This window comes from Psychrobacter sp. TWR1-1-1 (genome assembly GCF_049895865.1).
In the GTDB taxonomy this organism is placed as follows: Bacteria; Pseudomonadota; Gammaproteobacteria; order Pseudomonadales; family Moraxellaceae; genus Psychrobacter; species Psychrobacter immobilis_A.
In genome coordinates, this window is sequence record NZ_JAFCTE010000005.1 from 55,952 (window position 1) to 80,109 (window position 24,158).

The 24,158-nt window shown below is 44.0% G+C and carries 17 protein-coding genes; 12 read left to right on the top strand and 5 right to left on the bottom strand.

Annotated elements, in window-relative coordinates:
• The first annotated feature begins 70 nt into the window (after window positions 1-70).
• The 3 genes from ACP69U_RS06635 (at window position 71) to ACP69U_RS06645 (ending at window position 3,076) form a co-directional block, all read left to right on the top strand.
• On the top strand, window positions 71-1,162 hold the full coding sequence (locus ACP69U_RS06635) for a hypothetical protein (protein ID WP_314886281.1): 1,092 nt from the start codon (window positions 71-73) through the stop codon (window positions 1,160-1,162).
• A gap of 68 nt (window positions 1,163-1,230) precedes the next feature.
• Complete coding sequence (locus ACP69U_RS06640; protein ID WP_426138166.1) at window positions 1,231-2,040, top strand: YbjN domain-containing protein; 810 nt, start codon at window positions 1,231-1,233, stop codon at window positions 2,038-2,040.
• Window positions 2,041-2,158: 118 nt separating this feature from the next.
• On the top strand, window positions 2,159-3,076 hold the full coding sequence (locus tag ACP69U_RS06645; RefSeq protein ID WP_426138167.1) for a histone deacetylase family protein: 918 nt from the start codon (window positions 2,159-2,161) through the stop codon (window positions 3,074-3,076).
• A gap of 48 nt (window positions 3,077-3,124) precedes the next feature.
• Here ACP69U_RS06645 and ACP69U_RS06650 read toward each other — a convergent pair whose 3' ends face one another.
• On the bottom strand, window positions 3,125-3,907 hold the full coding sequence (locus ACP69U_RS06650) for a sulfite exporter TauE/SafE family protein (protein WP_426138168.1): 783 nt from the start codon (window positions 3,905-3,907) through the stop codon (window positions 3,125-3,127).
• Window positions 3,908-3,946: 39 nt separating this feature from the next.
• The gene (gene coaBC, locus ACP69U_RS06655; protein ID WP_426138169.1) at window positions 3,947-5,365 is read right to left on the bottom strand and encodes a bifunctional phosphopantothenoylcysteine decarboxylase/phosphopantothenate--cysteine ligase CoaBC; all 1,419 of its coding nucleotides are present in this window, start codon (window positions 5,363-5,365) and stop codon (window positions 3,947-3,949) included.
• Window positions 5,366-5,492: 127 nt separating this feature from the next.
• Here coaBC and radC point away from each other — a divergent pair, with 127 nt between their 5' ends.
• The 3 genes from radC to ACP69U_RS06670 all read left to right on the top strand — a co-directional run bounded on the left by radC (window position 5,493) and on the right by ACP69U_RS06670 (window position 11,790).
• Window positions 5,493-6,176 carry a RadC family protein gene (gene radC / locus ACP69U_RS06660; RefSeq protein WP_201502515.1) on the top strand — a complete coding sequence of 228 codons (684 nt, stop codon included), beginning with the start codon at window positions 5,493-5,495 and terminating at the stop codon, window positions 6,174-6,176.
• 347 nt (window positions 6,177-6,523) lie between these two features.
• Window positions 6,524-9,469, top strand: coding sequence for an acyl-CoA dehydrogenase (locus ACP69U_RS06665; RefSeq protein ID WP_426138170.1), 2,946 nt, complete (start codon window positions 6,524-6,526; stop codon window positions 9,467-9,469).
• Between the two features lie 944 nt (window positions 9,470-10,413).
• Window positions 10,414-11,790, top strand: coding sequence for a dicarboxylate/amino acid:cation symporter (locus ACP69U_RS06670; protein WP_314886085.1), 1,377 nt, complete (start codon window positions 10,414-10,416; stop codon window positions 11,788-11,790).
• Between the two features lie 112 nt (window positions 11,791-11,902).
• Here ACP69U_RS06670 and ACP69U_RS06675 read toward each other — a convergent pair whose 3' ends face one another.
• Entirely contained in the window at window positions 11,903-12,658 is a 756-nt protein-coding gene (locus ACP69U_RS06675) for a TSUP family transporter (RefSeq protein WP_193009040.1), read from the bottom strand.
• 518 nt (window positions 12,659-13,176) lie between these two features.
• Between ACP69U_RS06675 and nhaA the strand changes: the two genes are divergently transcribed.
• The 3 genes from nhaA (at window position 13,177) to ACP69U_RS06690 (ending at window position 16,570) form a co-directional block, all read left to right on the top strand.
• Window positions 13,177-14,379, top strand: a complete 1,203-nt coding sequence (gene nhaA / locus ACP69U_RS06680) for a Na+/H+ antiporter NhaA (protein ID WP_087813539.1) — start codon at window positions 13,177-13,179, stop codon at window positions 14,377-14,379.
• A gap of 149 nt (window positions 14,380-14,528) precedes the next feature.
• Entirely contained in the window at window positions 14,529-15,113 is a 585-nt protein-coding gene (locus ACP69U_RS06685; protein ID WP_314886083.1) for a DUF2799 domain-containing protein, read from the top strand.
• A gap of 92 nt (window positions 15,114-15,205) precedes the next feature.
• Window positions 15,206-16,570, top strand: a complete 1,365-nt coding sequence (locus ACP69U_RS06690; RefSeq protein WP_314886081.1) for an oxygenase MpaB family protein — start codon at window positions 15,206-15,208, stop codon at window positions 16,568-16,570.
• 66 nt (window positions 16,571-16,636) lie between these two features.
• On the opposite strand, the gene ACP69U_RS06695 is transcribed toward ACP69U_RS06690, so the two are convergent.
• Window positions 16,637-17,371, bottom strand: coding sequence for an NUDIX hydrolase (locus ACP69U_RS06695; RefSeq protein WP_055124790.1), 735 nt, complete (start codon window positions 17,369-17,371; stop codon window positions 16,637-16,639).
• A 591-nt stretch (window positions 17,372-17,962) separates the two neighbouring features.
• Between ACP69U_RS06695 and ACP69U_RS06700 the strand changes: the two genes are divergently transcribed.
• Both ACP69U_RS06700 and ACP69U_RS06705 read left to right on the top strand, forming a co-directional pair.
• Window positions 17,963-18,526 (top strand): NUDIX hydrolase, encoded by a 564-nt coding sequence (locus ACP69U_RS06700; RefSeq protein WP_045453478.1) that lies wholly within the window; start codon window positions 17,963-17,965, stop codon window positions 18,524-18,526.
• A gap of 161 nt (window positions 18,527-18,687) precedes the next feature.
• Window positions 18,688-20,016 carry a serine hydrolase gene (locus ACP69U_RS06705; protein WP_426138171.1) on the top strand — a complete coding sequence of 443 codons (1,329 nt, stop codon included), beginning with the start codon at window positions 18,688-18,690 and terminating at the stop codon, window positions 20,014-20,016.
• A 100-nt stretch (window positions 20,017-20,116) separates the two neighbouring features.
• On the opposite strand, the gene ACP69U_RS06710 is transcribed toward ACP69U_RS06705, so the two are convergent.
• The gene (locus ACP69U_RS06710; protein ID WP_426138172.1) at window positions 20,117-23,194 is read right to left on the bottom strand and encodes an insulinase family protein; all 3,078 of its coding nucleotides are present in this window, start codon (window positions 23,192-23,194) and stop codon (window positions 20,117-20,119) included.
• Window positions 23,195-23,630: 436 nt separating this feature from the next.
• Here ACP69U_RS06710 and ACP69U_RS06715 point away from each other — a divergent pair, with 436 nt between their 5' ends.
• Window positions 23,631-24,092, top strand: coding sequence for a universal stress protein (locus ACP69U_RS06715; protein ID WP_045453475.1), 462 nt, complete (start codon window positions 23,631-23,633; stop codon window positions 24,090-24,092).
• The last annotated feature ends 66 nt before the right edge of the window (window positions 24,093-24,158 follow it).

The window sequence follows — 24,158 nt, forward strand, 5'->3', positions numbered from 1 at the left end:
CTCTCATCATTTATTAAGCGGCAGTCAATATTCATCAAAAACACAGATGACGTTCATGGCATAATACTTTATGCTTACCCCACCCACACAGTATAACAAATTGTCGATTATTATGACCTCAAAACCTATGCAGACTTCAAAAGATAACCAAAATTTAGATATGCCAGCGCTAACCATAAATGGCTTAATCGAGGCACAAGTTGCCTTTATGCAGCAATGGTTACGCACACAAGCTGAACCGCTGTCGATGGAAGCGTGGCAATGGTTTGCTGCACAGCCATTAAATAAATATGTCAGCGCCGATGATTTGCAACAGCTGATTAATGACTGGCTACTCAATCAACCTATGACGGATGTGATACGTAAAGATATTCGCGATATCTTGCATACGATTATTTATCATCCAGTCAATGATAACGTGCCGTTGTCTGAGCTGGTCGATGACACTCAAGTTGAAACCCTTGCCAATTATGTCGGTAGCCACGATCAGCAGCGTAATATCTTGATTCATACATTGGTCGGCAACGAGACTTTTGCCGATTTGCTAACCCAAACGCTATATCATGCCATTAATGACTTTATGGAAACCACGCTGGATAAAGCGGGTGCTGCTGGTAAACTGATGAAATTTGGGCGCAGCTCTTTTGAAAAAGTGACCAATAGAAACCTTGACGAAAAACTGCAGGCGTATTTGCATCGTAATATTAAAGATTTAGCACGCCGCGCAGAAGCCAATGCGCAAGAGCATTTATCAAATGACGAAGTCGCGCGATTATTAATCACTGGTTGGGCGCGAATCAAAGACCAGCCTGTCAGTCATCTACAGACTTATCTGCGTGATGAACCTGACAACAGCAGTATCGGTCATATCGAAGCCAGCATTCAGCAAAGCTATAACCGCCTGCGCCAGTCACCTTACTTACACAGCCTTGTGGCAGCGAGCATCGATACTTGGTATGGCAATCATCAGTCAGATACTATTGCGACGGTAGTTTCGAGTCTTCGTATTGATGAGCAAGCCATGACTCAATTGAGTACATCGCTATTACCTGTGGTGCACGATGCCATTGAAAGCGAGTGGTTGACAGCACATACTCGTGAAATGTTACAAGCGTTTTATGAGCAACCGAATATCAAAAAAGGCTTAGCATTTAATGCCTAGTCATTTACTGTCTTGATGTATTTGTCTCAATTTTCCATATCATTCATTTATTTGACAGCACCATACTTATGAGTCAACGTAATACACTCAGCTTGTGGCAAAAACTCAAACAGTTACTGACTGGTTCAGCAGCGCAGGCTGATGAAATTGATATGATACAAACAGAGCCTCATGACATGTATAGTAGTGATACATATAGTAGTGATACAGATGATGAGGATACTAGTGACGCTCATGATGATACCGAAATCGATTCTCAATCTGATGTCAAAAACACAGGCGAATATTCAGAAACTGACGCCTTTAACTCGAGTGCCAGTCAACACGAAGCTAGCGACACGCCCATTATCGATTTTCTGAAACAGTACTTTAATGATAAGCAATGGCACTATACTCACTATCGACCCAAAAGCAGTGGCAACAAAAACAATGACCGTCAGCAATCGCATCACTTATCGCTTAGAATGCGCAATAAAAGTCTCGATTGCGGCTATTTGTTTCGCGTGCAAGAAAACAACAAGCTGCTGGCCGTCTATGGAATTTTGCCATTTTTGATACCAGAGAGTCATCAAAGCGCGGCGATGCTACTGATTACTCAAATAAATTATGACTTGCTAATCGGCAATCTAGAAATGGATGTCAATGATGGCGAAATACGCTACAAACACGCTATCGATGTCGAAGCGGTAGGCATCGGTAATGATGTTATCGAGCATTTATTACAAAGTGTCATCGCGATGACCACGGTCGCGAATGAGATATTTAGTGATTTGATCGATAATCAAAACCCTGCGGAAGACTTACCGACATTGCTGACCGAGCTACGTCAACAATCAGATTCTAGAACCTTCTTTTTGCCAACGCAATTTGTGCAGTAATGAACTGACTATCATAGCTATCCGTAGCTTTTACAATGTCTCATCTGTACCTTACTTTCAAAGCGCTTAAACCTATTTATCCTTAACATACTTTTCAAAAAAGACATCTTCTAACACTATGCTAAAAATTGCTTACTCTGATATTTTTCGATATTCTGTGCCTGAAAAACACCGCTTTCCTATGCAAAAATACACCATGATTCCTGAGCGGCTATTGGCTGAAGGCACTATCAGTACCGAAAACTTTTTTGCCCCTGCACGTTTGAGCGAAGATGAAATTTTGACCACGCATACTGCGGACTACTGGTATCAGCTGAAAACCCAAACGCTACCACGAAAGGAAGCGCGAGCCATTGGCTTTGAAATGACACCAGAGCTGGTAGAGCGTGGGCGTTATATTGCTCATGCCACTTATGAATGTGCATTATATGCGCAGCAATATGGCGCGGCGATGAATGTCGCAGGTGGCACGCATCATGCGTTTGCTGATCATGGCGAAGGGTTTTGCGTATTTAATGATGTTTGTATCGCGAGTAATTTATTATTAAATCGCGGACAAGCGCAAAAGATTTTGGTGATCGATTTAGACGTCCATCAAGGCAATGGCAATGCCAGTATTATGATGGATGAGCCACGCGTTTTTGTGTTTAGCATGCATGGCGCAAAGAACTATCCATTTCGAAAGCAAGTATCAGATTTGGATATTGAGCTAGACAATGATACTGGCGATGTGGAATATTTGCAGTTACTAGAGGCGACATTACCACGTTTGATTAGCGACGTTGCGCCAGATATGATATTTTATCAATCCGCTGTCGATGTGCTGGCAACTGATAAATTAGGAAAGTTAGGGCTGACGATAGAGGGTTGTAAAGCGCGTGATGAATATGTATTACGCCAAGCAAAAGCCGCTAAAATTCCTATCGCTATCGTGATGGGTGGTGGCTATTCAGAAGATATTGAAGATGTGGTTGAGGCGCACTGTAATACCTTTCGTTTGACGCAACAGATATTTTTTAATGAAATAACAAAATAACGCGCGCATAGAGTAGTATCTAAAAAGCCAGCTGCCTCGCGAGCTATCTTATAAAAATGCCATAACTCCCTGCCAGCCGACACGAATACCAAGCACGGTAAGTATCAATAAAATAAGCTGACGAAAGCGCGCTTGGGGCAAATAGCGACGCAAGCGGATACCAACTAAAAGCGCAGCAATCGATAGTACACTAAGCAGAGTAATCAGCTGCCATTCACCACTGCTGAGCGCCATAATAGGCTCACGTAATACAATTATTTGAGCAATTTTACCCAAAAAATAGCACATGTTACCAACTTTAGCGATGGTATTTTTATCATCGCTGGCAGACAGTAGATACATCATCAATATGGTCGACATGGCATTGGTCGAGCCACCAATCACCCCTGCACTAAAACCAACGATGATTAACACAGGCTTGGTAGCAGGTAGACGGAGTTGCTTACCAAGCAAGCTGCTTATGACATAAAAACCAATAACCGCTGCCAATAGTAATAAAATATAGGCGCTGTCGACCCATAGTAAGAGCTTCGCGCCTAGAATACTACCGAGTAAGCTGGTCAACGCCAGTAACCAATAGCGCCTGCCGTAATAGATGAAATTTTGCCAGATTGTGCGCCCGCCACCCGCGAGCCAAGTCATGGCATTAAGCAATAACGACGGAAAAATAACCAACACAATAGCATGTGGTAACGGGTAGATACTAGCAAGCGCAGTGGTCGTCACCAACGTCACACCTAACCCACTAATACCGTGTAGCAACGATGCCAGTGCAAAGATTACCATCAATACCAACGTCTGGGTGCTATCACTATCCATCATATTAGCCATAAAAATTAAGACCTAATGTCTGGATTAATAGTGACATAACTAGGCATTGTGACCATTGTGGCGTTGCCATATTGTCTCACCAATGATGCCAACCAACTGCTCGGCAATCTTATCTTTGCTCGCCTTCTCAAGTGTGACGCTATCGTGCTCATAACGCTCTGAGAAAAATACCTGCATGGCATTGTCATCGCTAGCAAAACCAATGTCTGCTCGTGAAACATCATTACAAGCGATCAAATCTAAATCTTTAGACACCAGTTTGCCACGAGCATAGCGCTCGATATCTTGCGTTTCTGCCGCAAAACCAACGACAAACAGCGCTGGATGAGCAAGCGAAATCGTCGCTAAAATATCAGGGTTTTTGACCAAACTCAGCGTCATCGCATCTTGGGTTTTTTTAATTTTTTGCGGGGCAGCTTCTTCAGTACGATAATCAGCGACAGCAGCCGTGGCGATAAAGATATCCGCCATTACATTTTGATTCTCGCTATGAGCATGCTCCTCATCATCAATCTCATGGCTGTGGTTATGACTGTGGCTATGATCATCGCCGCAATCACACTCGCCATGATGTTCATGTTGATGGCTATGGTCGTGATCGTGATCGTGAGAATGGTCGTGCTCATCTTCAGGCACATACTGTAGCGCACTGTGCGTACCATCCACGCACTGCTGCGCCGCCATCAGCATCTCTTTAGCCGACAATACATCAATACGTGTGACATTCAGCGGTGTCGGCAGTGCCACTTTGCCGCCCGCAATCAAGATAACGTCTGCACCAGCAGCCACACACGCACATGCTAATGCAAAGCCCATCTTGCCAGTAGAGTGATTGGACAAGTAACGCACCGGATCGATAGCTTCTACCGTCGGTCCTGCAGTAATCACCACGCGTTTACCGGCCAATAATTGCGGCGTGGTTTGCATGGCGTTAAATAATAACACTTCTGCCAATAGCTGCTCAGGTTCAGGCAAACGCCCTGCTCCCACATCACCGCAGGCTTGCTCGCCACTAGCAGGCGCAATAATTTGATAATTCATATCGCGCAGGGTTTGTACATTGAGATTGACCGCAGGGTGCGCCCACATCTGCTGATTCATGGCTGGCGCAATGATGACTGGTGCCGCCGTTGCCAGGCATACGGTTGTCAATAAATCATCAGCCATGCCCATCGCGAGACGCGCCAGCGTATTGGCAGAGGCTGGGGCAATGATGATTAAGTCCGCCCATTTCGCCAATTCGATATGCCCCATGCCCGCTTCTGCTTTTTCATCGAGTAATGAGATATGCACCTCATTGCCAGTCAAAGCTTGCAGGGTCAGTGGCGTAATAAAAGCTTGTGCGCCTGTGGTCATAATGACACGCACCTCAAAGCCTGCCTTGATTAATAGGCGGGCAAAGATAGCAGATTTATAAGCGGCGATACCGCCAGTGATAGCAAGCACAATATTGGACATAAGCATGGCATCAATAAAAAGTTGAAAGATAAAATTGCGCTTATAGTAACAATTATGAGATAAGTTGGGTAAGAATTTCCGTATTTACTCAATATATCTGGCAGCAATCCATTCTCAAGGAGTGACAATGGCGATTAAAGACTGGCATGAAGATGATAGACCACGTGAAAAACTACTAAAATTTGGGGCAGCTCATTTATCTGATGCCGAGATATTAGCGATATTTCTGCGCACAGGTACGCAGTCACAGTCAGCTATCGAATTGGCGCGTCATTTGATCGAGCAATTTGGTAGCTTGGCAGAATTATTGGCGGCGCCGCAAGAAACTGTACTGGCTTGTCATGGTATTGGTCCTGCTAAATACGCGCAGATATTGGCCTCACTTGAGATGGGCACGCGTTATTTGGATAGTCAGCTTAAAACTGGTCACGCACTTGGGCGCTCGCAAATGGTCAAAGACTATATCAGTACTCAGCTGCGCGGGGAGCATCGCGAAGTCTTTGCGGTACTTTGCTTAGACAATGCGTTAAATCTCATTAATTTTGAGATACTGTTTACTGGCGGCATCTCCTCTTGCTCCGTCTGTATCAAACACGTTCTGCGTCATGCCTTGAGTCACGCCGCCAGCCAACTCATCGTCGCACACAATCATCCGCATACCGATGCGACCCCTTCAACGGCAGACAATTTATTAACTTACGAGCTAAAGAAAGCCTGCGATTTAATCGATTTATCCTTGGTAGACCACATCATTGTCGGACGCAATGAGACATTATCTTATGCCGAAAGCTGCTTAGCACCTTTTGGATAACTGATTACGACTGTTATTTTTGCCTATATGAGAAAATCTTGATACATATAATCGACACAGCGTAGCATTTTAGCTATTGATAGTTATCGGCAACTGTTTCATATTGATGGCTAAATTTGTCTTTTATTTGTCTGTCACTGGTTAGACAGTTATCAAAGCCACTTTTGTAAAATGCTCAACAAATTAAAATTGATCATAAAATATGCTACAAAATCCATAACGGCTCATTGGTTTAATTTGGTCACCAGACCTTTAAACATCAGCAAAAATAACAACAAGATTTATTCAAATACTTTAATACACACATTTTTCGCGCTTTTGGTTTAGCGTTATAAAAGGAGACAGTCATGGCAATTGGCTTATTTATTTTGGCAATCATTATTCAATTAGCCATGGTTTTGGCCATCTTTTTATTGTCCCTATCACGAGTCACAGGCAGTATCGTTGCCCTAGTTACCGTCCTTGTCACCGCCTTTATCAGTCCTTGGTCGCTCATTTTGGGTATACCAATCGCTTTACTTTGCATCGTTTTGCTCGTCGCCCCTATTCGTCAGTCACTGATTACCAGACCTGTTTACAAGACTTTGGGCGGGGCAATGCCGAGCATGAGCGATACCGAGCGAGAAGCACTCGATGCGGGTACCAGCTGGTGGGAAAAAGAGCTGTTTATGGGTGCGCCTAACTGGGATACTTTTGCTCAATATCCCTATCCAGAGCTGTCGGCAGAAGAGCAAAGCTTTATTGATAATGAAGTAGAGGTACTATGCGCCATGCTTGATGAATGGAAAATTCAGCATGAAGACAAAGAGCTGTCGCCTGAAGCATGGCAATTTATCAAAGCCAATGGGTTTTTAGGCTTAATCATTCCAAAAGAGTTTGGTGGTTTAGATTTTAGCTCTTATGCACAAAGTCGTATCATGAGTAAAATCGCTTCGCGTTCGCCGACCGCTGCGGTTACCTGTATGGTGCCAAACTCGCTCGGCCCTGGTGAGCTGTTGATGCATTATGGTACAGACGAACAAAAACAGCGTTGGCTACCCGGTCTTGCCAAAGGTGACGAGGTGCCTTGCTTTGGTTTGACGGGTTCAGAAGCAGGTTCCGATGCTGGTGCGATTCCAGATACAGGGGTGGTTTGTTATGGTACGCATGAGGGCGAGCAAGTGCTCGGTTTGCGTATGAATTTTTCTAAGCGCTGGATTACTTTGGCACCTATCGCCACGGTCGTGGGTTTAGCATTCAAGATGCACGATCCCGAAGGTTTGCTTGGCAATCCTGATAAGACTGATTACGGTATCACTTGTGCACTTGTTCCTGCCAGCCATAAAGGCGTCATCATAGGACCACGTCATAACCCAATCGGCTCGCCATTTATGAATGGTACAGTCGATGGTAAAGACGTCTTTATTCCACTGGATTACATCATCGGCGGCGTCGAAAATGCGGGTCGCGGTTGGCGTATGCTGATGGAGTGCTTAGGCGTTGGTCGCGGCATCTCTTTACCAGCCTTATCAACTTCAGCCAGTGAGATGACATATCTGTCTGTCGGTGCTTTTGCCAAAGTACGTGAACAGTTTAAAATCTCTGTTGGTAAGTTTGAAGGCGTCCAAGACGCTACCAGCCGCATGGCCAGTAACACCTATATGCTAGAGGCCTTTCGTCACCTCGTTACCTGTGGTCTGAACCAAGGCGGCACACCATCAGTGATGACGGCAATGGCAAAATACTATGCGACTGAGACTATGCGCAGTGTGGTTAATGATGGTATGGATGTGGTTGGTGGACGCGCAGTACAGATGGGTCCACGTAACTTTTTGGCCACACCTTATCAGGCAATTCCAGTATCTATCACGGTTGAAGGCGCAAATATCTTGACGCGCTCGCTCATGATATTTGGTCAAGGCGCGATGCGTTGCCATCCTTATCTCTTTGATGAGCTGCAATTGCTGCAAAGCGAAGATAAAGAAGGCGCACTCAAACAGTTCGACACGCTATTTTTTAAACATTTGGGTTATACCTTTAATCGCGGCGCAAAGGCATTTGTCGCAGGTTATGTCGGTGGCAGTAATCATGCACCGAGCTTCGCTGACAGCTTTACTCGTCCCTATTACAAACACATCAACCGCCTGAGCGCAAGCTTTGCCTTAACGGCTGATATGGCGTTAGGGTTGCTCGCTGGTGACTTAAAACGTAAAGAGATGCTGTCTGGACGCTTAGCTGATATTCATAGCCATTTATTCATTAGCACTGCTATTTTGCAGTTTTATGAGCATGGTACTAAATCAGCTTCCGAACGCTTGCATGCTGAGGTTGCCTTACAAAATAGCTTATATACCATTCAAGAAGCTTTTGAAGCCTTTTTTGCAAACTTCCCTAATCGTATGGCGGCCAGTTTGGTCAGTTTTGTGACTTTTCCTAGCGGCTCTATCTTTACGCCGCCAAGCGATGAGCTCAAACGCAAGTTGGGCGATGCTTTTATGGATGACTTTGAAGCCAACCCGTTCCGTGATTATCTTAAAACCATGGTCTATTATAATACTGAAGCCGATGATGTCACTGGACGTATGGAACACGCTTATCAAACGCTACTGAGCATCGAGCCATTATGGCAGAGGTTTAAAAAAGCTGAACACAAGGACAGTTTTGAAGGGCTTACTTTTGAGGATCATGTGGTATATGCCAGCCAAAACGGCGATATTACCAAAGAAGAAGCTGAAGTGCTTATTCAGTATAACGCCATACGCTTTGACTCATTATTGACTGACGTGTTCGATAAACATTTATTGCATGCCCAAGAGCGCACCAATCCACACAGCCTTGATAATGCCGTACAGCAATTAACGGACTATGCACAATTGAAAAATGACGCGCAAGCCAGAAATGGTATTGCGACAAATATGACAGCTGAAAATGATGTCGACACTAATGATTTGGCTACGCCCGTCAGTACAGACAAACCAACTGGCGATGCCAACCCCAATCATGGTTATGAGAGTGACGGTGATGTAGAAATGGTCAAAGAGCAAGATACCATTGAGGAGGTACGTTCACAGACCGATTTTGATGAGTCTGAGCCTGAGGTGGAAGCACTAGATCATCGCCACCGTGACGCAGAGTCACACTTAAGTGAACGCATGAGTAACAACCATCGTCTGAATCAACATAATGCTGACGACCTAGAGCCTTCTGAAATATCTGAAGATGCAGAAAATGTGAAGGATGATATAGACAAGCCTGCCGCTACTGATCCTAAATGGCAGGATGGTCTACGCCGTGATGAAAGTGACGAAGTTTAAAATAAAAAGCTTGGATAATTCGTAAAATGACAAGCTTTGAAACAATAGGCTTCGAAACAATAGGCTTCGAAATAATAGGCTTCGAAATAATAGGCTTCGAAATAATAGGCTTTGAAATAACAAGGCACAAAAGAATCAGGCTTAAAATATTTAAAAAACAATAGATGTTAAGGCTGCTATAGTCGATTCAATTTAAAAGTAGTACAAGGCAACCGAGTGTAGATGTATATTTAATACTTCAAGCGAGGTTAACGCAGTAATACTTTTATAGTGGAATGACTATAGAAGCCTTGCACGATACATTCTGATCATCCACTTAGAAAAGACTGCCCCATTTGAGCAGTCTTTTTTTAGTTATGAATCGCCATTTTTAACCATTAAGGCGTGTTTGATGATTCAACCATGACACTGACAGAGACTGTTTTTTAGGCAGTTCGACGTTAAAAATAGTAAGTCTGTTCATTCTAAGCGTCTACTTTTAACAATGAAATGGCAAAAAACAGCCCTGTCTCCCTCTATTAATATTGGAAATAATACTAAATTCTCCCAGCTCCATATAAGAAATGTGTTATAAAACTAATTAAGGCATGAACATTACCGTCATTTTATGCCTTGTCTGGAACAGTTTTAGCGATCAGCAGTATCTAGTTTTAAATGTTCAACACACCTTAATATTGGTCAATATGCCTTGTCATTTAACTACTTTACTCGCGAAAAATTCGGCACAGACAACTTAACTATTGATTTATATTACCTTAGTCATAAAAAAACGTTGCAGTATCCTTAACAATTATTTTATATTGTGCCCCGAAAACGTGACACTAAGTGGAAGTTGAAAGAATTTAATAGACGTAGCAAGAGCGGTGATAATAATGGCAACAATCACATTGATGTGAGCAGCCTATCTATTCGCTACTGGGGCACGTACACAAAGGATATAAGTTATGTGGAAAAATATGGGACTGACCGGCAAGATTATTGTCGCTATGGTACTCGGTATCATACTGGGATTGTTTATAAACTATTCAGGACTGAACACTGAAGGCGGTTTCATTCATACGTACATTACTAATGGCTTCCTCGCCATTGTCGGCAAGCTATTTGTCAACTCGCTCAAAATGCTAGTCGTGCCTTTGGTGCTGATCTCACTGATTTGCGGTGTTTGCGGTATTGGGGATATTCGTTTGCTTGGTCGCATCGGCACCAAGACATTTCTTATTTATATGATGACAACAGCTCTGGCTATCGCAACAGCGATTGGGCTTGGCGTGCTATTTGGTATCGGTAAAGGCATGAATATCGAAACCGAAGCGGCATTTGAAGCAGCATCAGCGCCGCCTCTACTTGATGTTTTCTCTAACATTATCCCATCAAACCCCATCAGTGCGATGGCAAATGGTGATATGTTATCGATTATTTTCTTTGCTATTTTGATCGGTGTTAGTATCTTGATGGTGGGTAAACCTGCCAAAGGCTTAGTGCAGAGCTTAGAATTAATCAATGAAGTCATCTTAAAAATGGTGACCATCATTATGAATCTTGCGCCTTATGGTGTATTTGCTCTATTGACCAAAGCGATGGCAGAGTTGGGTTTAGACTTGATTTGGTCACTGCTCGGTTATGTGGCGGTATTGGTCGGCTCATTGGCATTCCATTTCTTTGTCACTATGATGATTGTACTCAAAGTCTCTTCAGGCTTATCCATCAAAACCTTTTTGGCAAAAATGCGTGAAGTTCAGATTTTTGCTTTTAGTACTTCAAGCTCGAACGCGACAATTCCTATTACCTTGCGTACAGTCACCAAGCGTATGGGTGTAAACAACTCAGTTGCTTCATTTACTGTTCCGTTTGGTGCGACCATCAACATGGATGGTACCGCCATCATGCAAGGTACTGCGACCATCTTCATTGCCAATATTTATGGTATTGACTTGGGCGTGACTGAGTATCTGACTGTCATTCTAATGTCCGTCTTGGCTTCCGTCGGTACCGCTGGTGTACCGGGTGTTGGTCTGATTATGCTGTCCATGGTATTTGCCCAAGTGGGTCTACCTATCGAAGGTATTGGCTTAATCTTAGGTGTGGATCGTATCCTTGATATGTTACGTACCGCAGTGAACGTCGGTGGTGATGCCGCTGTGACCGCTATTGTGGCAAAATCAGAAGGCAAAATGGATTTGGCTATTTATAACGATCCTAACGCTGGCGCAAAAGACGTGTTCGATGGTCACATTGATGAAGACAATGAGCGTGAATTCTCTGAAGTCTTTAGTGATGGGATCATGGGCAGTGAGTACGATGATATCGATCGTCGCCGCTAGGCACTCGCATTGAATAGATTTTGATAATTTATTAACGATATAAAAAAAACCTCAGTCATATTGGCTGAGGTTTTTTTTATATCGTTAAATATATTTTCTTGATAGACAGTAATCAACCAAAAACGTATTTGGTTATCATCGCCAAGCACACCAATACAATCACCGGACGAATCAGCTTACTACCACCTTTGACCACCATATGAGAGCCAAAATATGCACCAATCGTTTGTCCAACCATCATTGCCAGCCCTACTTTCCACAAAACATTACCACCCAAAATAAAGAATATTAACGAGCCAATATTGGTCGATAAATTCAATACCTTTGCTGCGCCTGTCGCTTCGATAATTTGCCGACCACGCAACGCCACGTTGCCGAGCGCAAAAAACATCCCTGTGCCTGGTCCAATATAACCATCATAAAAACCAATTAACGGTGCAACCACTTTTTGCCACTTACCTTCTGAGATACGCGGCGCGGCTTCTACTTCACCGAGTCGAGGCGCAAACAAGGTATAAATCCCAATAGCCGCAATCAAAAACGGAATTAGTGTTTCAAGCAGATCCGGCGGCGACATCTGTACGGCGATAGTACCGATAACAGAACCGATAAAAGCGCCTATAATAGCCACTTTAATACGCTGCGGTTTGACCACCCCTTTCCTAATCATCGTAATAGAAGCTGCTAACGCACCTGACGCGGCTTGTAGCTTATTGGTACCGAGTGTCAGCACTGGTGGAATATTAGCAAGCAACATGGCGGGAATCGTCAATAATCCGCCACCACCAGCAATGGCATCAATAAAGCCTGCCAACGCTGCCACAGCGGTAAGCATTAATATAACCTCTAACGAAAGCGATAAATCCATGACGCTGACCTGTAAATTTTATGATGAAAAATAAGAAAGTCCTAAAAACTGGCTGTAGGAACTGAGAATAAATTATCACTATCAGTATTGCTACCAACTTTGCTATTTATTAGCCAATAGTAGTAGTACTGCTGATATGTATCAAAGCTGTGACATAACATCACAAAATGCTGCTCATTATAAAGATAAAACGCTAAAAAAAGCCAAAAACGTAAAAAAGTCTGCTAGATTTGTCTAAAGGCTCAATAAGCCTCTAAAATAAGCAGTGATCGATTAAAAATATTTAATGAGTTATCACGCTTTTGTCTGTTCTATCGACTTTATAATATCGCTATTATTGAGGTGACAAGCGGCACTTATAACTTTTGGTTGACGTATTTTGTTGTCTATATCAATAAGAGTATGAGAAACTGTTGCTTTCTATCATGTCTTTATGAGTCGTGACATAGATTATTTGAGGTTATTGGATTATTTTATAATTCGTGTTTAGTAAATTGTATTTAGCAAATGAGGATGATATGGCAATACGCAGGATTAAAGCATTTTTTGAATTTGAGGCAGCGGGCGGTATCGTCTTAGCATTGGCTGCCATTGCTGCAATGATTATTGCCAACTCCCCTCTTAATGTGTGGTATGAAGGCTTTATTCACGCACCCGTTGCCATTCAAATCGGTGAGTTCGCTATCGCTAAAGACGCTCATCACTGGATCAATGACGGTTTGATGGCGATTTTCTTTTTCTTAGTGGGACTTGAGCTAAAACGTGAAGTCTTAATCGGCGAGCTGTCTAACGTCAAGCAAATCATCCTGCCAGCTGGTGCGGCACTCGGTGGCATGATCATGCCAGCGATTGTTTATCTGCTCTTTAACTATAACGAGCCTGAGTTTTGGAAAGGTTGGGCGATTCCAGCCGCGACTGATATTGCTTTTGCCCTAGGTATTTTGAGCTTGTTAGGCAACCGCGTTCCCAACTCCTTAAAAGTATTTTTAGTATCGATTGCGATTTTTGATGATATTGGCGCAATTTTAATCATTGCTTTATTTTATACCAGTGATTTGTCATTAGAGTCATTAGCAGTGGCAGGTCTATGCCTACCCTTTCTATACCTTCTTAATCGTCGCAACGTCACCAGCATCACGCCTTATCTGCTAATCGGTGTAATCATGTGGATTGCGGTACTCAAATCTGGCATCCATGCCACCTTGGCTGGGGTGGTCTTAGCCCTATTTATTCCTATGTTTGATCGTACTGATCCTGAGCATTCACCACTAGAAGAGCTAGAGCACGATCTACACAATACCGTTGCCTTCGGTATCTTGCCGTTGTTCGCGTTTGCCAACTCAGGTATATCCCTCAAAGGTGCAGGCTTCGCTGAGCTGTTCCATTCAGTACCACTTGGTATTGCAGCCGGTTTATTCATCGGTAAGCAACTGGGCGTGATGTTCATGTGCTGGTTGATATTTAAGCTTGGCATCTCAACCATGCCAAGAGGCATGAACTATAAGCAGATTTACGGTGCAGCCTTACTTTGTGGTGTTGGTTTCACCATGAGTCTGTTCATCGGCGGCTTGGCATTTGCTGGTGACACAGCCTTATTCGATGAACGCCTAGGTATTATTATGGGTTCAATCGTCTCTGGTATTGCCGGTTATCTCATGCTTAAAGTCAGCCTAAAAGACAATGCAAGCGGCACATCAGTCGATCTGACTCGCCCTCATTAATAGGACAACAAGCCACTTAAAGGCGATTTAGCTTATCGGTGGCTTATTATTTGATAGTTCACGAGTTTTGATATCCGGACATAATTGATTAAAAGTATGTTTCATCAGCTATGTTCGGGCTTGCATCAATAGCCATGGAAAAGGTAATCATGCGACAGTTTGCACCGCGGCCTTCGTTAATGTTAGCTATCCTTGGTAGCATTGTTTTACTATCAAGCTGTGCCACGCTCTCTAAGCAGGAGTGCCTCATTGGTGACTGGCAGGCTATTGGCTATAATGATGGCGTGGCAGGTTACCAATCAGACCGTCTCGCATCACATGCCAAAGCCTGTGCCAAGGCCAGTGTTGCCCCCAACTATCTAGCATGGGAGCGCGGTCGCCAGCTGGGGCTTAAGCAATACTGCACGACCAGTAATGCATACAATGTCGGTCGACGCGGACGTCAGCTCAACAATGTCTGTCCAATAACCTTGGCGAATACATTGCAAACTGCCAATCAAAAAGGCTTAGACTATTACACCTTAGACAGTCAGCTAGACGAAGACAAGCGCCTAATAGAAGCCTACCAAGAAGAATTTGATCAGCTAGAAAGTGGGGCGATGCTAGACTTTGCTAATGAAAAAGAAGCGCGCGCGCGATTGCTGTCATTAGCCGACGAGCTACGTAAAGCCAAGCGCCGTATGAATACCATGCAAAGACAATTAGAAGCTCTAAACCAGTCAAATAACTATTAATATTATTGGCTTTGTGAAATGATCTAATAGGAAAGCATTTGGTAAGAAAGCATTTAGTAAAAAGGCATTTAGTAAAAAGGCATTTGATAAATATGGATTCAATCAACATAACTGATAAACAGACGGCCGATACTTTGAGTCACCAACAACCCTCAATAAAACCTTATCAGCGTCACGGACGGACGACCGCGATTGATGACCATAGCGACCTGCAAGTCTTAAAGCGCATTAGACGTTATTTGCTGCCAAAAGATTTTGTTATCTCGCAAGATTTATTAAATGAAATAGTAACGGGCTACGATATTGGCGATTCACTGGCAGATGCGTTGGCCGCTGATAGCATTCGTTTTGCAAAACCTTTACAGCAAGTTATTATCAGCGACAACAGCAATAACCTAGACTCTGACCTCGCAAATAACCCTGCATTTAACGCTTTGACTGAACAATTTAGCCGTCATCCTGATTGGTTCAACCCCAAGCTCGCCCAAATCGGCGCGGTTGCCTATCGGCGCTATCCACTGATGTTGATTTGGCTATTACGTAATGTCGCCCTGATGGCAGGCTACAGCATTCCTGCCCTCTCCCTGCCGCTCATTCAGACAGGTGCATTGATGCATGATGCCCTGCCGCGCCTGATGCGTACTTACGCTTATATCCTAGCTGTCTCTGAACATCCACTATTACATAAGTCGAATACGAGTGCACGCAATACCCATCAGCCTATCCAGCAAGTATTGGCGATTGGTTCTGAAGGTTGGCGGCAATCGATCAAAGTGCGGCAAATTCATACTTTAGTACGGCAAAATTTGCTCAAAGGTAAAGGCCATGCTGCTAAAGGCGTCATACCAAATGCCGACCAACACCATAACCCAGATGGCAGCTGGAATACCGCCTATTGGGGTCTTCCTATCAACCAAACCGATATGATTGCTACTCATTTGCAGTTTTCATTGTTGATTATGCGCGGCTTACGGCTGCTTGGTGCACGCATCAGCACTGAAGAAGCAGAAGGTATCCTGCATCTATGGAATCTTGCCAGCTATTGGATGGGCGTTGACTTAGATCGCCTGCCAAAAGATGAAACCGCTTGTTGGGAGTGGCTCTATACCTATTTATCAATTCAGCAGCTTGATTTTAAAATGGGACAGCCATTAGCCAAAGCTCTGCATGATTTGCCGCGTCAGCTGATGGGCGAAGACAATCGGCGGGGGCGTTTCGTTGAGATGGTCAATGCTAGCGTGACCCGTACCTTGGTCGGCGATGATATCGGCGATGGGCTGGATTTGCCAAAATCAAAAATCCGCTTTGGCGTCTTATCATCGGTGCCGATTCTCTTTGCCCTTGATACGGCACGCCAACACAATCAAACGATAGCCGAAAAACTAGAAGCCTTCCGCGCCAAACGCCAAGATAATATGAATTGGTGGCTAAAGAAAAACGACGAATATTATAAGTAAGGAATTATAAATAAAGCCTAGTAAATAAAAAAATGAATAAGGATTAGACGTCAGTCGCCTTACGGATTAATTTCGCGTATTTTGGATGCGATAATACCACTCAAGCTGGCGATCAAAGCCTGTTTCTAACAAGCTGGCAATGACTCGTCCTGTCAGACCCCAAACCGTCTCACCATCCACTTGCCAGCTAGGCGTGAGAATGGTCGCGATCTTATCTTGCATTGCATATTCTACCGCATACTCGACAGTAGGCTGAGTCAGCAAGGTTTCAAAATCTGCCCAAAAAATGCGCGAGATTTCGCCAAGCTCAGGTACTAATAATAAATCGGGCGCAATCAGCGCCACAATAGGACGCACACTCATACCGCTTTTGGAGGTTTGAATGGGCAATTGACCAATTAGCTGGACTTTATTAGGTGGTAGTGCGGTCTCTTCACAGGCTTCACGCAAAGCGGTAACGACATTATTACCGTCGCCTGCGTCATGTTTACCACCAACGCAAGAGACCTCGCCAGCATGGCTGTTCATGTGCGCAGCGCGGCGTGTCAGTAGCAGTTTTGGATGGCGTTCATGGGTAATGGCAACCAATACCGAGGCATCGGCAATGGGTGTTTGATACAAGCTATCTAGAATGCGAGTGCTACGAGAAGTGCTAGCATCATACAGCGCAGGACTGGTGACGGCATTTAAGGTCTCATGCTGTACCCGTTCCGCCAGCGTTCTAATAGTGGGATAACGAATAAAATCCGGCACAGCGACTGAAAACTCATCAAAACGTAGCGACTGCGGGGGAAGTAACATGATTATTGCCCTATATTTTTATTAGAATTAAGCATCGGATGGTGGAGCTTATCTCTCGCAATGTGTACAACGCTTGCGCCAGTGTTATTGCTACGCATATCGCATCTATATGCTGGCCTCCATTCATTCATCGTCATGCTTGGCGACGTAAAGTGGCATTTTTTAATACTCCCTACTCTGATAAATGTGCGCGCTTTGCTGGTTGCCCTTACTTAGAACAACACCAGTCGCGGCAGCCATTACTGTCGTTATAAGTAAAGCTATCATTCAATAGTTAGCGTGAGTCTAGCCTAGCGCAATCTTATCGTGACTGCTTATACTTTATGTGACTGTCCTGCTCTGCCTGCTGATGCATTCATTAATAGCAATCGTAGCCGTAAGCAGTTGCGCAAACCTGTGTGCTTGTTATTATCACTGCCAGTGTGATGAGAATTTGTGTTATCTTAGGATTAACAGCTATGATCACATAACATCTGATAAGCTAAAGTCATACTATTTTATAAAATAAGAATCATAATTCTTCAAAGAATGACAATCCTTTTTCTCATTTCTATTTATCATGTAGATTTATCATTAAATAAGGCAGTTGATATGCGCTATTGTTTACAATGCGGTCATGAAGCGGAACGCAAAATACCAGCCACGGATAATATCCCACGCTTGGTATGCCCCAATTGCCACTATATTCACTATGAAAATCCAAAAGTGATTTGTGGCTCACTCGTTGTGCATAAGCATCGGGTACTGCTATGTCGCCGCGCGATCGAGCCACAGTATGGCTTATGGACACTGCCAGCGGGCTTTATGGAAAATGGCGAAACCATGGCAGAAGGGGCCGCTCGTGAAAGTTTTGAAGAAGCAGAAGCGGTCGTCATCAATCCGCATTTATATTGCTTATATGATATTCCTGATATCGGGCAAATCTATAGCATCTATATCACTGAGCTAAAAGACGGCGCTTATGGCATCGGCTCTGAAAGTCTTGATTGTGCGTTATTTACCGAAGAAGACATTCCATGGGACAAACTTGCCTTTGAAGCGGTACGTCGCACCCTAAAAAGCTACTTTGCTGACCGCAAGCAATACGATAACCATGAAAATTTCCCTATTCATCAGGATATCATCGGTAAAGACCAAGCGATCAAGCGCTACTAGCCCTAAGCATATAAAAAATAACCTTATAAAAAATCGACTGCTTTACAAAAGTGGTTGGTAAAAACCATTGATAAGTCTTATGCTAAGTTTTGAATATAGCCACTTATCAATGGTTTTTTATTGTCTGAAGTTGATCGTTTAAGCCGACTTGCGAGAATATTATGCTGACTTTATTGCAACGCTCTTTACCTCTATTACCACTGACCATCGCCATGACTCTAACCAGTATAAGTATCACCAGCCATGCGGAAGATGCACGGTTAACCGCCAAACAATCCGACCCACAAACGCTTGGCTGGATGCAAGGTTTTCCGCCGCCTGCCGATAAACTGATTACTCAACCTTCCTCTAATTTTTTTAGTTTTCCCAAGCTGCGTTGGACGGTCTGTCATATCCGTGAATTGATGCCCACTACTGACGTCAGTCGCGGTATCGGCGCGCCTTCCAAGCTCAGCTATGCGTTAGACAAAAACATCGATGCCATCACCTTTATGCCTACTAACAGTAAGCGCCCGATGACTTGGAAGCAATCACTGGATGCCAATTATACTGACGGCATTATGGTCATGCATCATGGCAAGGTGGTATACGAGCGCCAAAACGGCTGCCTCAATGAGCTGGGCAATCATGCGGCGATGTCGATGACCAAATCAATGACTGGGCTGTTAGCAGAAATCCTCGTGACCGAAGGTAAGCTTGACGATAAAGCCTTGGTGGCGTCTATCATTCCAGAGCTCAAAAACAGTGGCTTTGGTGATGCAACCGTACGCCAAGTCATGGACATGACCACAGCGCTCGATTATAGCGAAGACTATGCCGATCCTAATGCCGATATCTGGAAGTATTCAGAAGCGGCAAGCCCATTACCAAAACCGAAAGATTATAAAGGACCCAATGGTTACTTTGAGTACCTGCAAACAGTTAAGAAGAACGGCGAACATGGGGAAGCATTCAACTATCGCACCATCAATAGCGACGCGCTAGGTTGGATTATTTCGCGTACGACTGGTAAAGCGGTGAATGAATTACTCTCGGAACGCATCTGGCAAAAAATCGGTGCTGAACAAAGCGCATATATGACGGTCGATGCTAAAGGTACGCCGTTTGCTGGCGGCGGTCTTAGTGCAGGTTTGCATGATATGGCACGCATTGGTAGCTTGATGCTCAATAAAGGTGAGATTAATGGTGAGCGCTTATTCCCAGCTGCGGTCGTTGATAATATCGAAGCGGGTGGCGATAAAGAGGCTTTTGCGAAAGCCGATTATAAGCAGCTGACTAACGGCAGCTACACAAGCATGTGGTGGTTATTTAATAACCCCACGCCCATTTATGCGGCACGCGGCGTCCACGGTCAAACTGTCTATGTGGATCCAGCAGCCGATATGGTCATCGTTCGTTTTGCGTCATATCCGGATGCTAGTAACGGTAAAATCGACCCTACCTCGCTACCAGCTTATAAAGCGGTGGCAAATTACTTAATTAGAAAGTAAACCTGTAAAAAACACTATCAAGCAATAAAAACCGCCGCTTCCAGTTTTAGTGAAAGCGGCGGTTTTTTTATAATAATTAAATCAGCAGACTTGAAGAAGATTAGCTTTTAATTTTACAAACGTTAAAGCCTAACTCTTTTACCGCTGCTTCTTTATCATAAGGTGCGAGTACTGCCCGCACGTGTTTTTGACCTTGTAGATATTGCTTAGCAACGCGCTGCAAGTCTGCCACGGTCACAGCCAATATTGAGGCACGCATTTTACGCTGCCACTCTACACCGCGATGATGCAAATCTGCAAAGCAGGCTTTAACCGCCTCCCCTGCTGGAGAGCCTGGCTTATCCATACCTGAGATAATACCTAAGATGGCTTCTTCTAACTGCTCGTCCGTTTGCGGCTCATTCAATAGCCACTCGATACTGGCATCGAAGTGCGCAAAAGTTTCAGCACACTGCGGGTCACGGTAGCTAAAGAACTTAAAGGCACAGGCATTGGCATCGTAGCCCGCACCGCCGCCATAAGCACCGCCGCGCTCACGAATAGCGCTATGCAGATAACCATTGCGTAGATAAGGCGCTAATACCATCAAGGCTGCCGTATCAGGATGATCAGCCGCTGGCACGGTATAAGCACTGGCATTATGATAGACGTTGGTTGGCACTAACCACGCCAAGTCTTCAACATCGAGCACCACATCACTTTCTAGCGCTTCGACCGCGTCTTTATCACCATTTAACGCCGTATCAAGTTGCAATTCGGCAAACTCGCTTGGAATATTGGCGTCGATACTTGCATCAGCATTTTTTAACTGCGCTGCAATTTTTGGCGCTTGACTGTCTTTCCAGCTATCAACGATTAAATTGCTTAAGCGTTCAGTTTGCTCCGCTTCACAGATGATGACGGCATGCTTAGGTAAACTGATTAAACGTTGATGTAAGTCCATCAAGCTGGTTGCAAGTTTATCCCACTGTGCATCATCGCTACTGGCATGGGTCAAGAAGTCTTTTAGCGCGTTCAATGCTGGCAGACCACTGCGTACATATTCTAACTGCGCTTGACGACTCATACCACGGCTGGCGGTTTGCATGGCATAAGAATGCCCTGAACCAGCAAGGTTTGATTGCCAACCTGCTTGACGCTGCTGCAAGATTTCTTTGATACGATCATGCTCACTAAAGATACTGTGTTCCATGACTTCTTTGAGCAAATCAATCGCTTCAGGTTTACGATTCAGCGCGCGCGTTGCCACCACAAAGTAGCTGCTAATCGCTTGGCTGTCATCGACATTGGTACGTTGGCTGATACGCGCCGTCACCCCTGATGAATGCGCCGCTTGTTTGGCCTGCATTTCATGGGCACTTAGAGAATCTGTACCGAGCTCTGATAATAAGCTTAAATAAATAGGCAATAGCGGATGATTAATGACTTCATTAACGGGTAGCTCGCTTGTATCCTCATTACCAATCGCATCAGTCAACGGTACAATTATTTGATAATAATATAAGCCATTGGTGCCCGCTTCATATTCAAATAACGTACTTTCTTTGCCGCTCAAATTAATCTGCTTTTGCGTGCCTTGCTTAAAGCTGATATCGGTTGGTACATCTTCTAGACCAACTTTTGGTAATAGACTTAAATCATCAGGCGCTGCTTGGCGCGCGGCCAAATCAAGCGCTTGTTGTTTTAAGATAGCTTTATCATCAGCGGTCAAATCCATCTCGATGGTATCAAGACGAGTCTGCTCAGCTGCTGCCAAACGGGTAGTTTTTTCGCTGTCAGGCGTCATTGTGACGCGCACACGATGCTGATTATCAAGCAAATGAGTCTTGATTAAATTCGGTAACCATTGCGCATCTTTTACTTGTTCACGCAGCCATTGTAAATGCTCATCAACTTCCCAGACATCGATAGGATTACCGTCATGAATAGCAGTGCTAAAGCCTTCTAGCATCAGATTTAGACCATAGGGCATGCTATCGCCGCCAATATGGCGCTGATCAATCTCGATTTGATGCAGAATCGTCTCAATCGTTTCATCATCAATCGGTTGGCTCGCGACCTCTTTAAGCAAATCAATAATGCCCTGCTCTACCGCTTCGGCGTGTTCAGGGTTTGAACCGCGCAGACCGGTATAAAAGACCATTTCATAATGACTGTCATCCAGCCCTAGTAGCGGACTTGGTGCTTTACCAAGTGGATGGCTATCCAAATAAGCACGTAACGGTGAGCCAGCATGTTCAACCAACACGCCTTCTAATAAACGCAATGCTAAACGCTGCTTCGGATCAGTAATCGATGGTAATAACCATGCAATCACATGATGCGTTTGGTCAGGCCCTGCTTCGTCAGCCGTATAAGTATCAACCGCACTAATCGGTGCAGACAGGCGTTTTTCAGGACGTGAGACGTGTTTTTTACCTGCTTCAAACTGAATCAAGGCATCTTCATGGATTTTGGCTTGGGTTTCAGCGACTGGAATATTACCAAAGCTCATAATCACGCTGTTTGACGGATGATAATGGCTCTGATGAAATTCAACCAGCTCAGTATGGGTCAAGTCAGGAATATCGGCAGGATCGCCGCCCGAATTATAGTGATACGTCGTCGTTGGGAATAAATGATGGGCGACCGTATGATACAACTGGTCAATCTCACCACTCATTGCGCCTTTCATTTCATTAAAAACGATGCCTTTAAATTGCGGCTTGTCATTTTCGTCTAACTCTACACGAATGCCTTCTTGGGCAAAATCCAGCGGATGAATATTTGGAAAAAACGAGGCATCCAAATAAACGGCAAGCAAATTAAAGTAGTCGTTTTTATTTTGCGTCGCATAAGGATACGCCGTCCAATCGGCAGCGGTCATCGCATTCATAAACGTGTTTAATGAGCGTTTAATCATGGAGAAAAACGGGTCACGAACGGGGAACTTCTCAGAGCCACATAAAGCCACGTGCTCTAAAATATGCGCTTCGCCTTTTGAATCCATTGGCTGAGTTCGAAAGCCCACCAAAAAGGCATTTTCGTCACTCGGATGTGCCAAATGGTAATGCATCGCGCCTGTTTTGACGTGTTGGCTTATCAATACGTCCATCGATAATGCATCGATATGGCGGTGCTCAATCAGCTCAAAGGCAGGATGCAAAGTTAGATCAGTAGTAGATAACGTGTTGGTCATAATTTTCCTTATGGATTGCTCTAATTTTATTTAGAATAATATGCGATTAGTGACTAAATCTAGCCAGTGGCGATAAAATAAAATCGGAGTAAACAATAGATAAATAGTGTATGTAATACTTATCGTAGGGTCTTTTTTATATGATATTTATATAAAAATATTGTGCGTATTATTGTGATTAACCTATGAGTAATATTCAAATTTAATGGCATGTACCCGTGCATTATTTTAAATGACAGCAATGCACCGGTATAAATTAAAAAGAATTTGCCTAACGGAATTAGATGGGGTTCGTACCTTCATAAGTCAAGATACTCTAGTGATAAAGATGACCAATATGGCAGAATGTCGGATTTTCACAAAGCGAACTCAAAGCTTACTTAACAGCAGCCATCAGTAGTGCTATAGTTAAAATCATCTGTCACAAGGAGCCGCTATGAGTTACGAACATATTTTATTGGTCACCGACTTAATGTCCGATGCTGATGTGGTCGCCCAAAAGGCCAAACGTATCGTCGAAAATCGTCCTAACGCTAAGTTATCGGTATTACATATCGTCAAAGATACTATGGTTGGCTTTGGCTATGAGCTGGTGCCAGCCTCCAGCTTATACGATGAGATTGACGATGAACGCTGTCAGGAAGCGCGCGCCAAATTGGCACAGTTTTTGGAGCGTAATGACTTGCATGCGGTGAATTCTGAAGTGACCACTGCCATCTCTAACAGTGAAGGCATCGTCAACTATTGCCACAAGCATGATGTTGATTTACTAGTCATCGGTCGTCACGAACGCCATGGTATCGCAGCGTGGCTCAGTGGCGCGACGGCAGATAATATCTTGCCTAACGTCCCATGCGATAGCTTAGTCGTAAGACTGGATAAACCCGTTAATAAGTAGTTTAAGAAAAGACTTAACGTCGTTTCCAAATTAGTTAAAACTATTAAAAAAGCTCATTAAAAAAAG

What these genes read in the sequence shown, in the direction of transcription:
- nhaA (WP_087813539.1), top strand. Translation starts at nt 13,177, where the DNA reads ATGGCAATACGCAGGATTAAAGCATTTTTTGAATTTGAGGCAGCGGGC.
- ACP69U_RS06700 (WP_045453478.1), top strand. Translation starts at nt 17,963, where the DNA reads ATGCGCTATTGTTTACAATGCGGTCATGAAGCGGAACGCAAAATACCA.
- ACP69U_RS06685 (WP_314886083.1), top strand. Translation starts at nt 14,529, where the DNA reads ATGCGACAGTTTGCACCGCGGCCTTCGTTAATGTTAGCTATCCTTGGT.
- ACP69U_RS06640 (WP_426138166.1), top strand. Translation starts at nt 1,231, where the DNA reads ATGAGTCAACGTAATACACTCAGCTTGTGGCAAAAACTCAAACAGTTA.
- ACP69U_RS06710 (WP_426138172.1), bottom strand. Translation starts at nt 23,194, where the DNA reads ATGACCAACACGTTATCTACTACTGATCTAACTTTGCATCCTGCCTTT.
- ACP69U_RS06695 (WP_055124790.1), bottom strand. Translation starts at nt 17,371, where the DNA reads ATGTTACTTCCCCCGCAGTCGCTACGTTTTGATGAGTTTTCAGTCGCT.
- ACP69U_RS06705 (WP_426138171.1), top strand. Translation starts at nt 18,688, where the DNA reads ATGCTGACTTTATTGCAACGCTCTTTACCTCTATTACCACTGACCATC.
- ACP69U_RS06650 (WP_426138168.1), bottom strand. Translation starts at nt 3,907, where the DNA reads ATGGCTAATATGATGGATAGTGATAGCACCCAGACGTTGGTATTGATG.
- ACP69U_RS06665 (WP_426138170.1), top strand. Translation starts at nt 6,524, where the DNA reads ATGGCAATTGGCTTATTTATTTTGGCAATCATTATTCAATTAGCCATG.
- ACP69U_RS06645 (WP_426138167.1), top strand. Translation starts at nt 2,159, where the DNA reads ATGCTAAAAATTGCTTACTCTGATATTTTTCGATATTCTGTGCCTGAA.
- ACP69U_RS06675 (WP_193009040.1), bottom strand. Translation starts at nt 12,658, where the DNA reads ATGGATTTATCGCTTTCGTTAGAGGTTATATTAATGCTTACCGCTGTG.
- coaBC (WP_426138169.1), bottom strand. Translation starts at nt 5,365, where the DNA reads ATGTCCAATATTGTGCTTGCTATCACTGGCGGTATCGCCGCTTATAAA.
- radC (WP_201502515.1), top strand. Translation starts at nt 5,493, where the DNA reads ATGGCGATTAAAGACTGGCATGAAGATGATAGACCACGTGAAAAACTA.
- ACP69U_RS06670 (WP_314886085.1), top strand. Translation starts at nt 10,414, where the DNA reads ATGTGGAAAAATATGGGACTGACCGGCAAGATTATTGTCGCTATGGTA.
- ACP69U_RS06690 (WP_314886081.1), top strand. Translation starts at nt 15,206, where the DNA reads ATGGATTCAATCAACATAACTGATAAACAGACGGCCGATACTTTGAGT.
- ACP69U_RS06635 (WP_314886281.1), top strand. Translation starts at nt 71, where the DNA reads ATGCTTACCCCACCCACACAGTATAACAAATTGTCGATTATTATGACC.
- ACP69U_RS06715 (WP_045453475.1), top strand. Translation starts at nt 23,631, where the DNA reads ATGAGTTACGAACATATTTTATTGGTCACCGACTTAATGTCCGATGCT.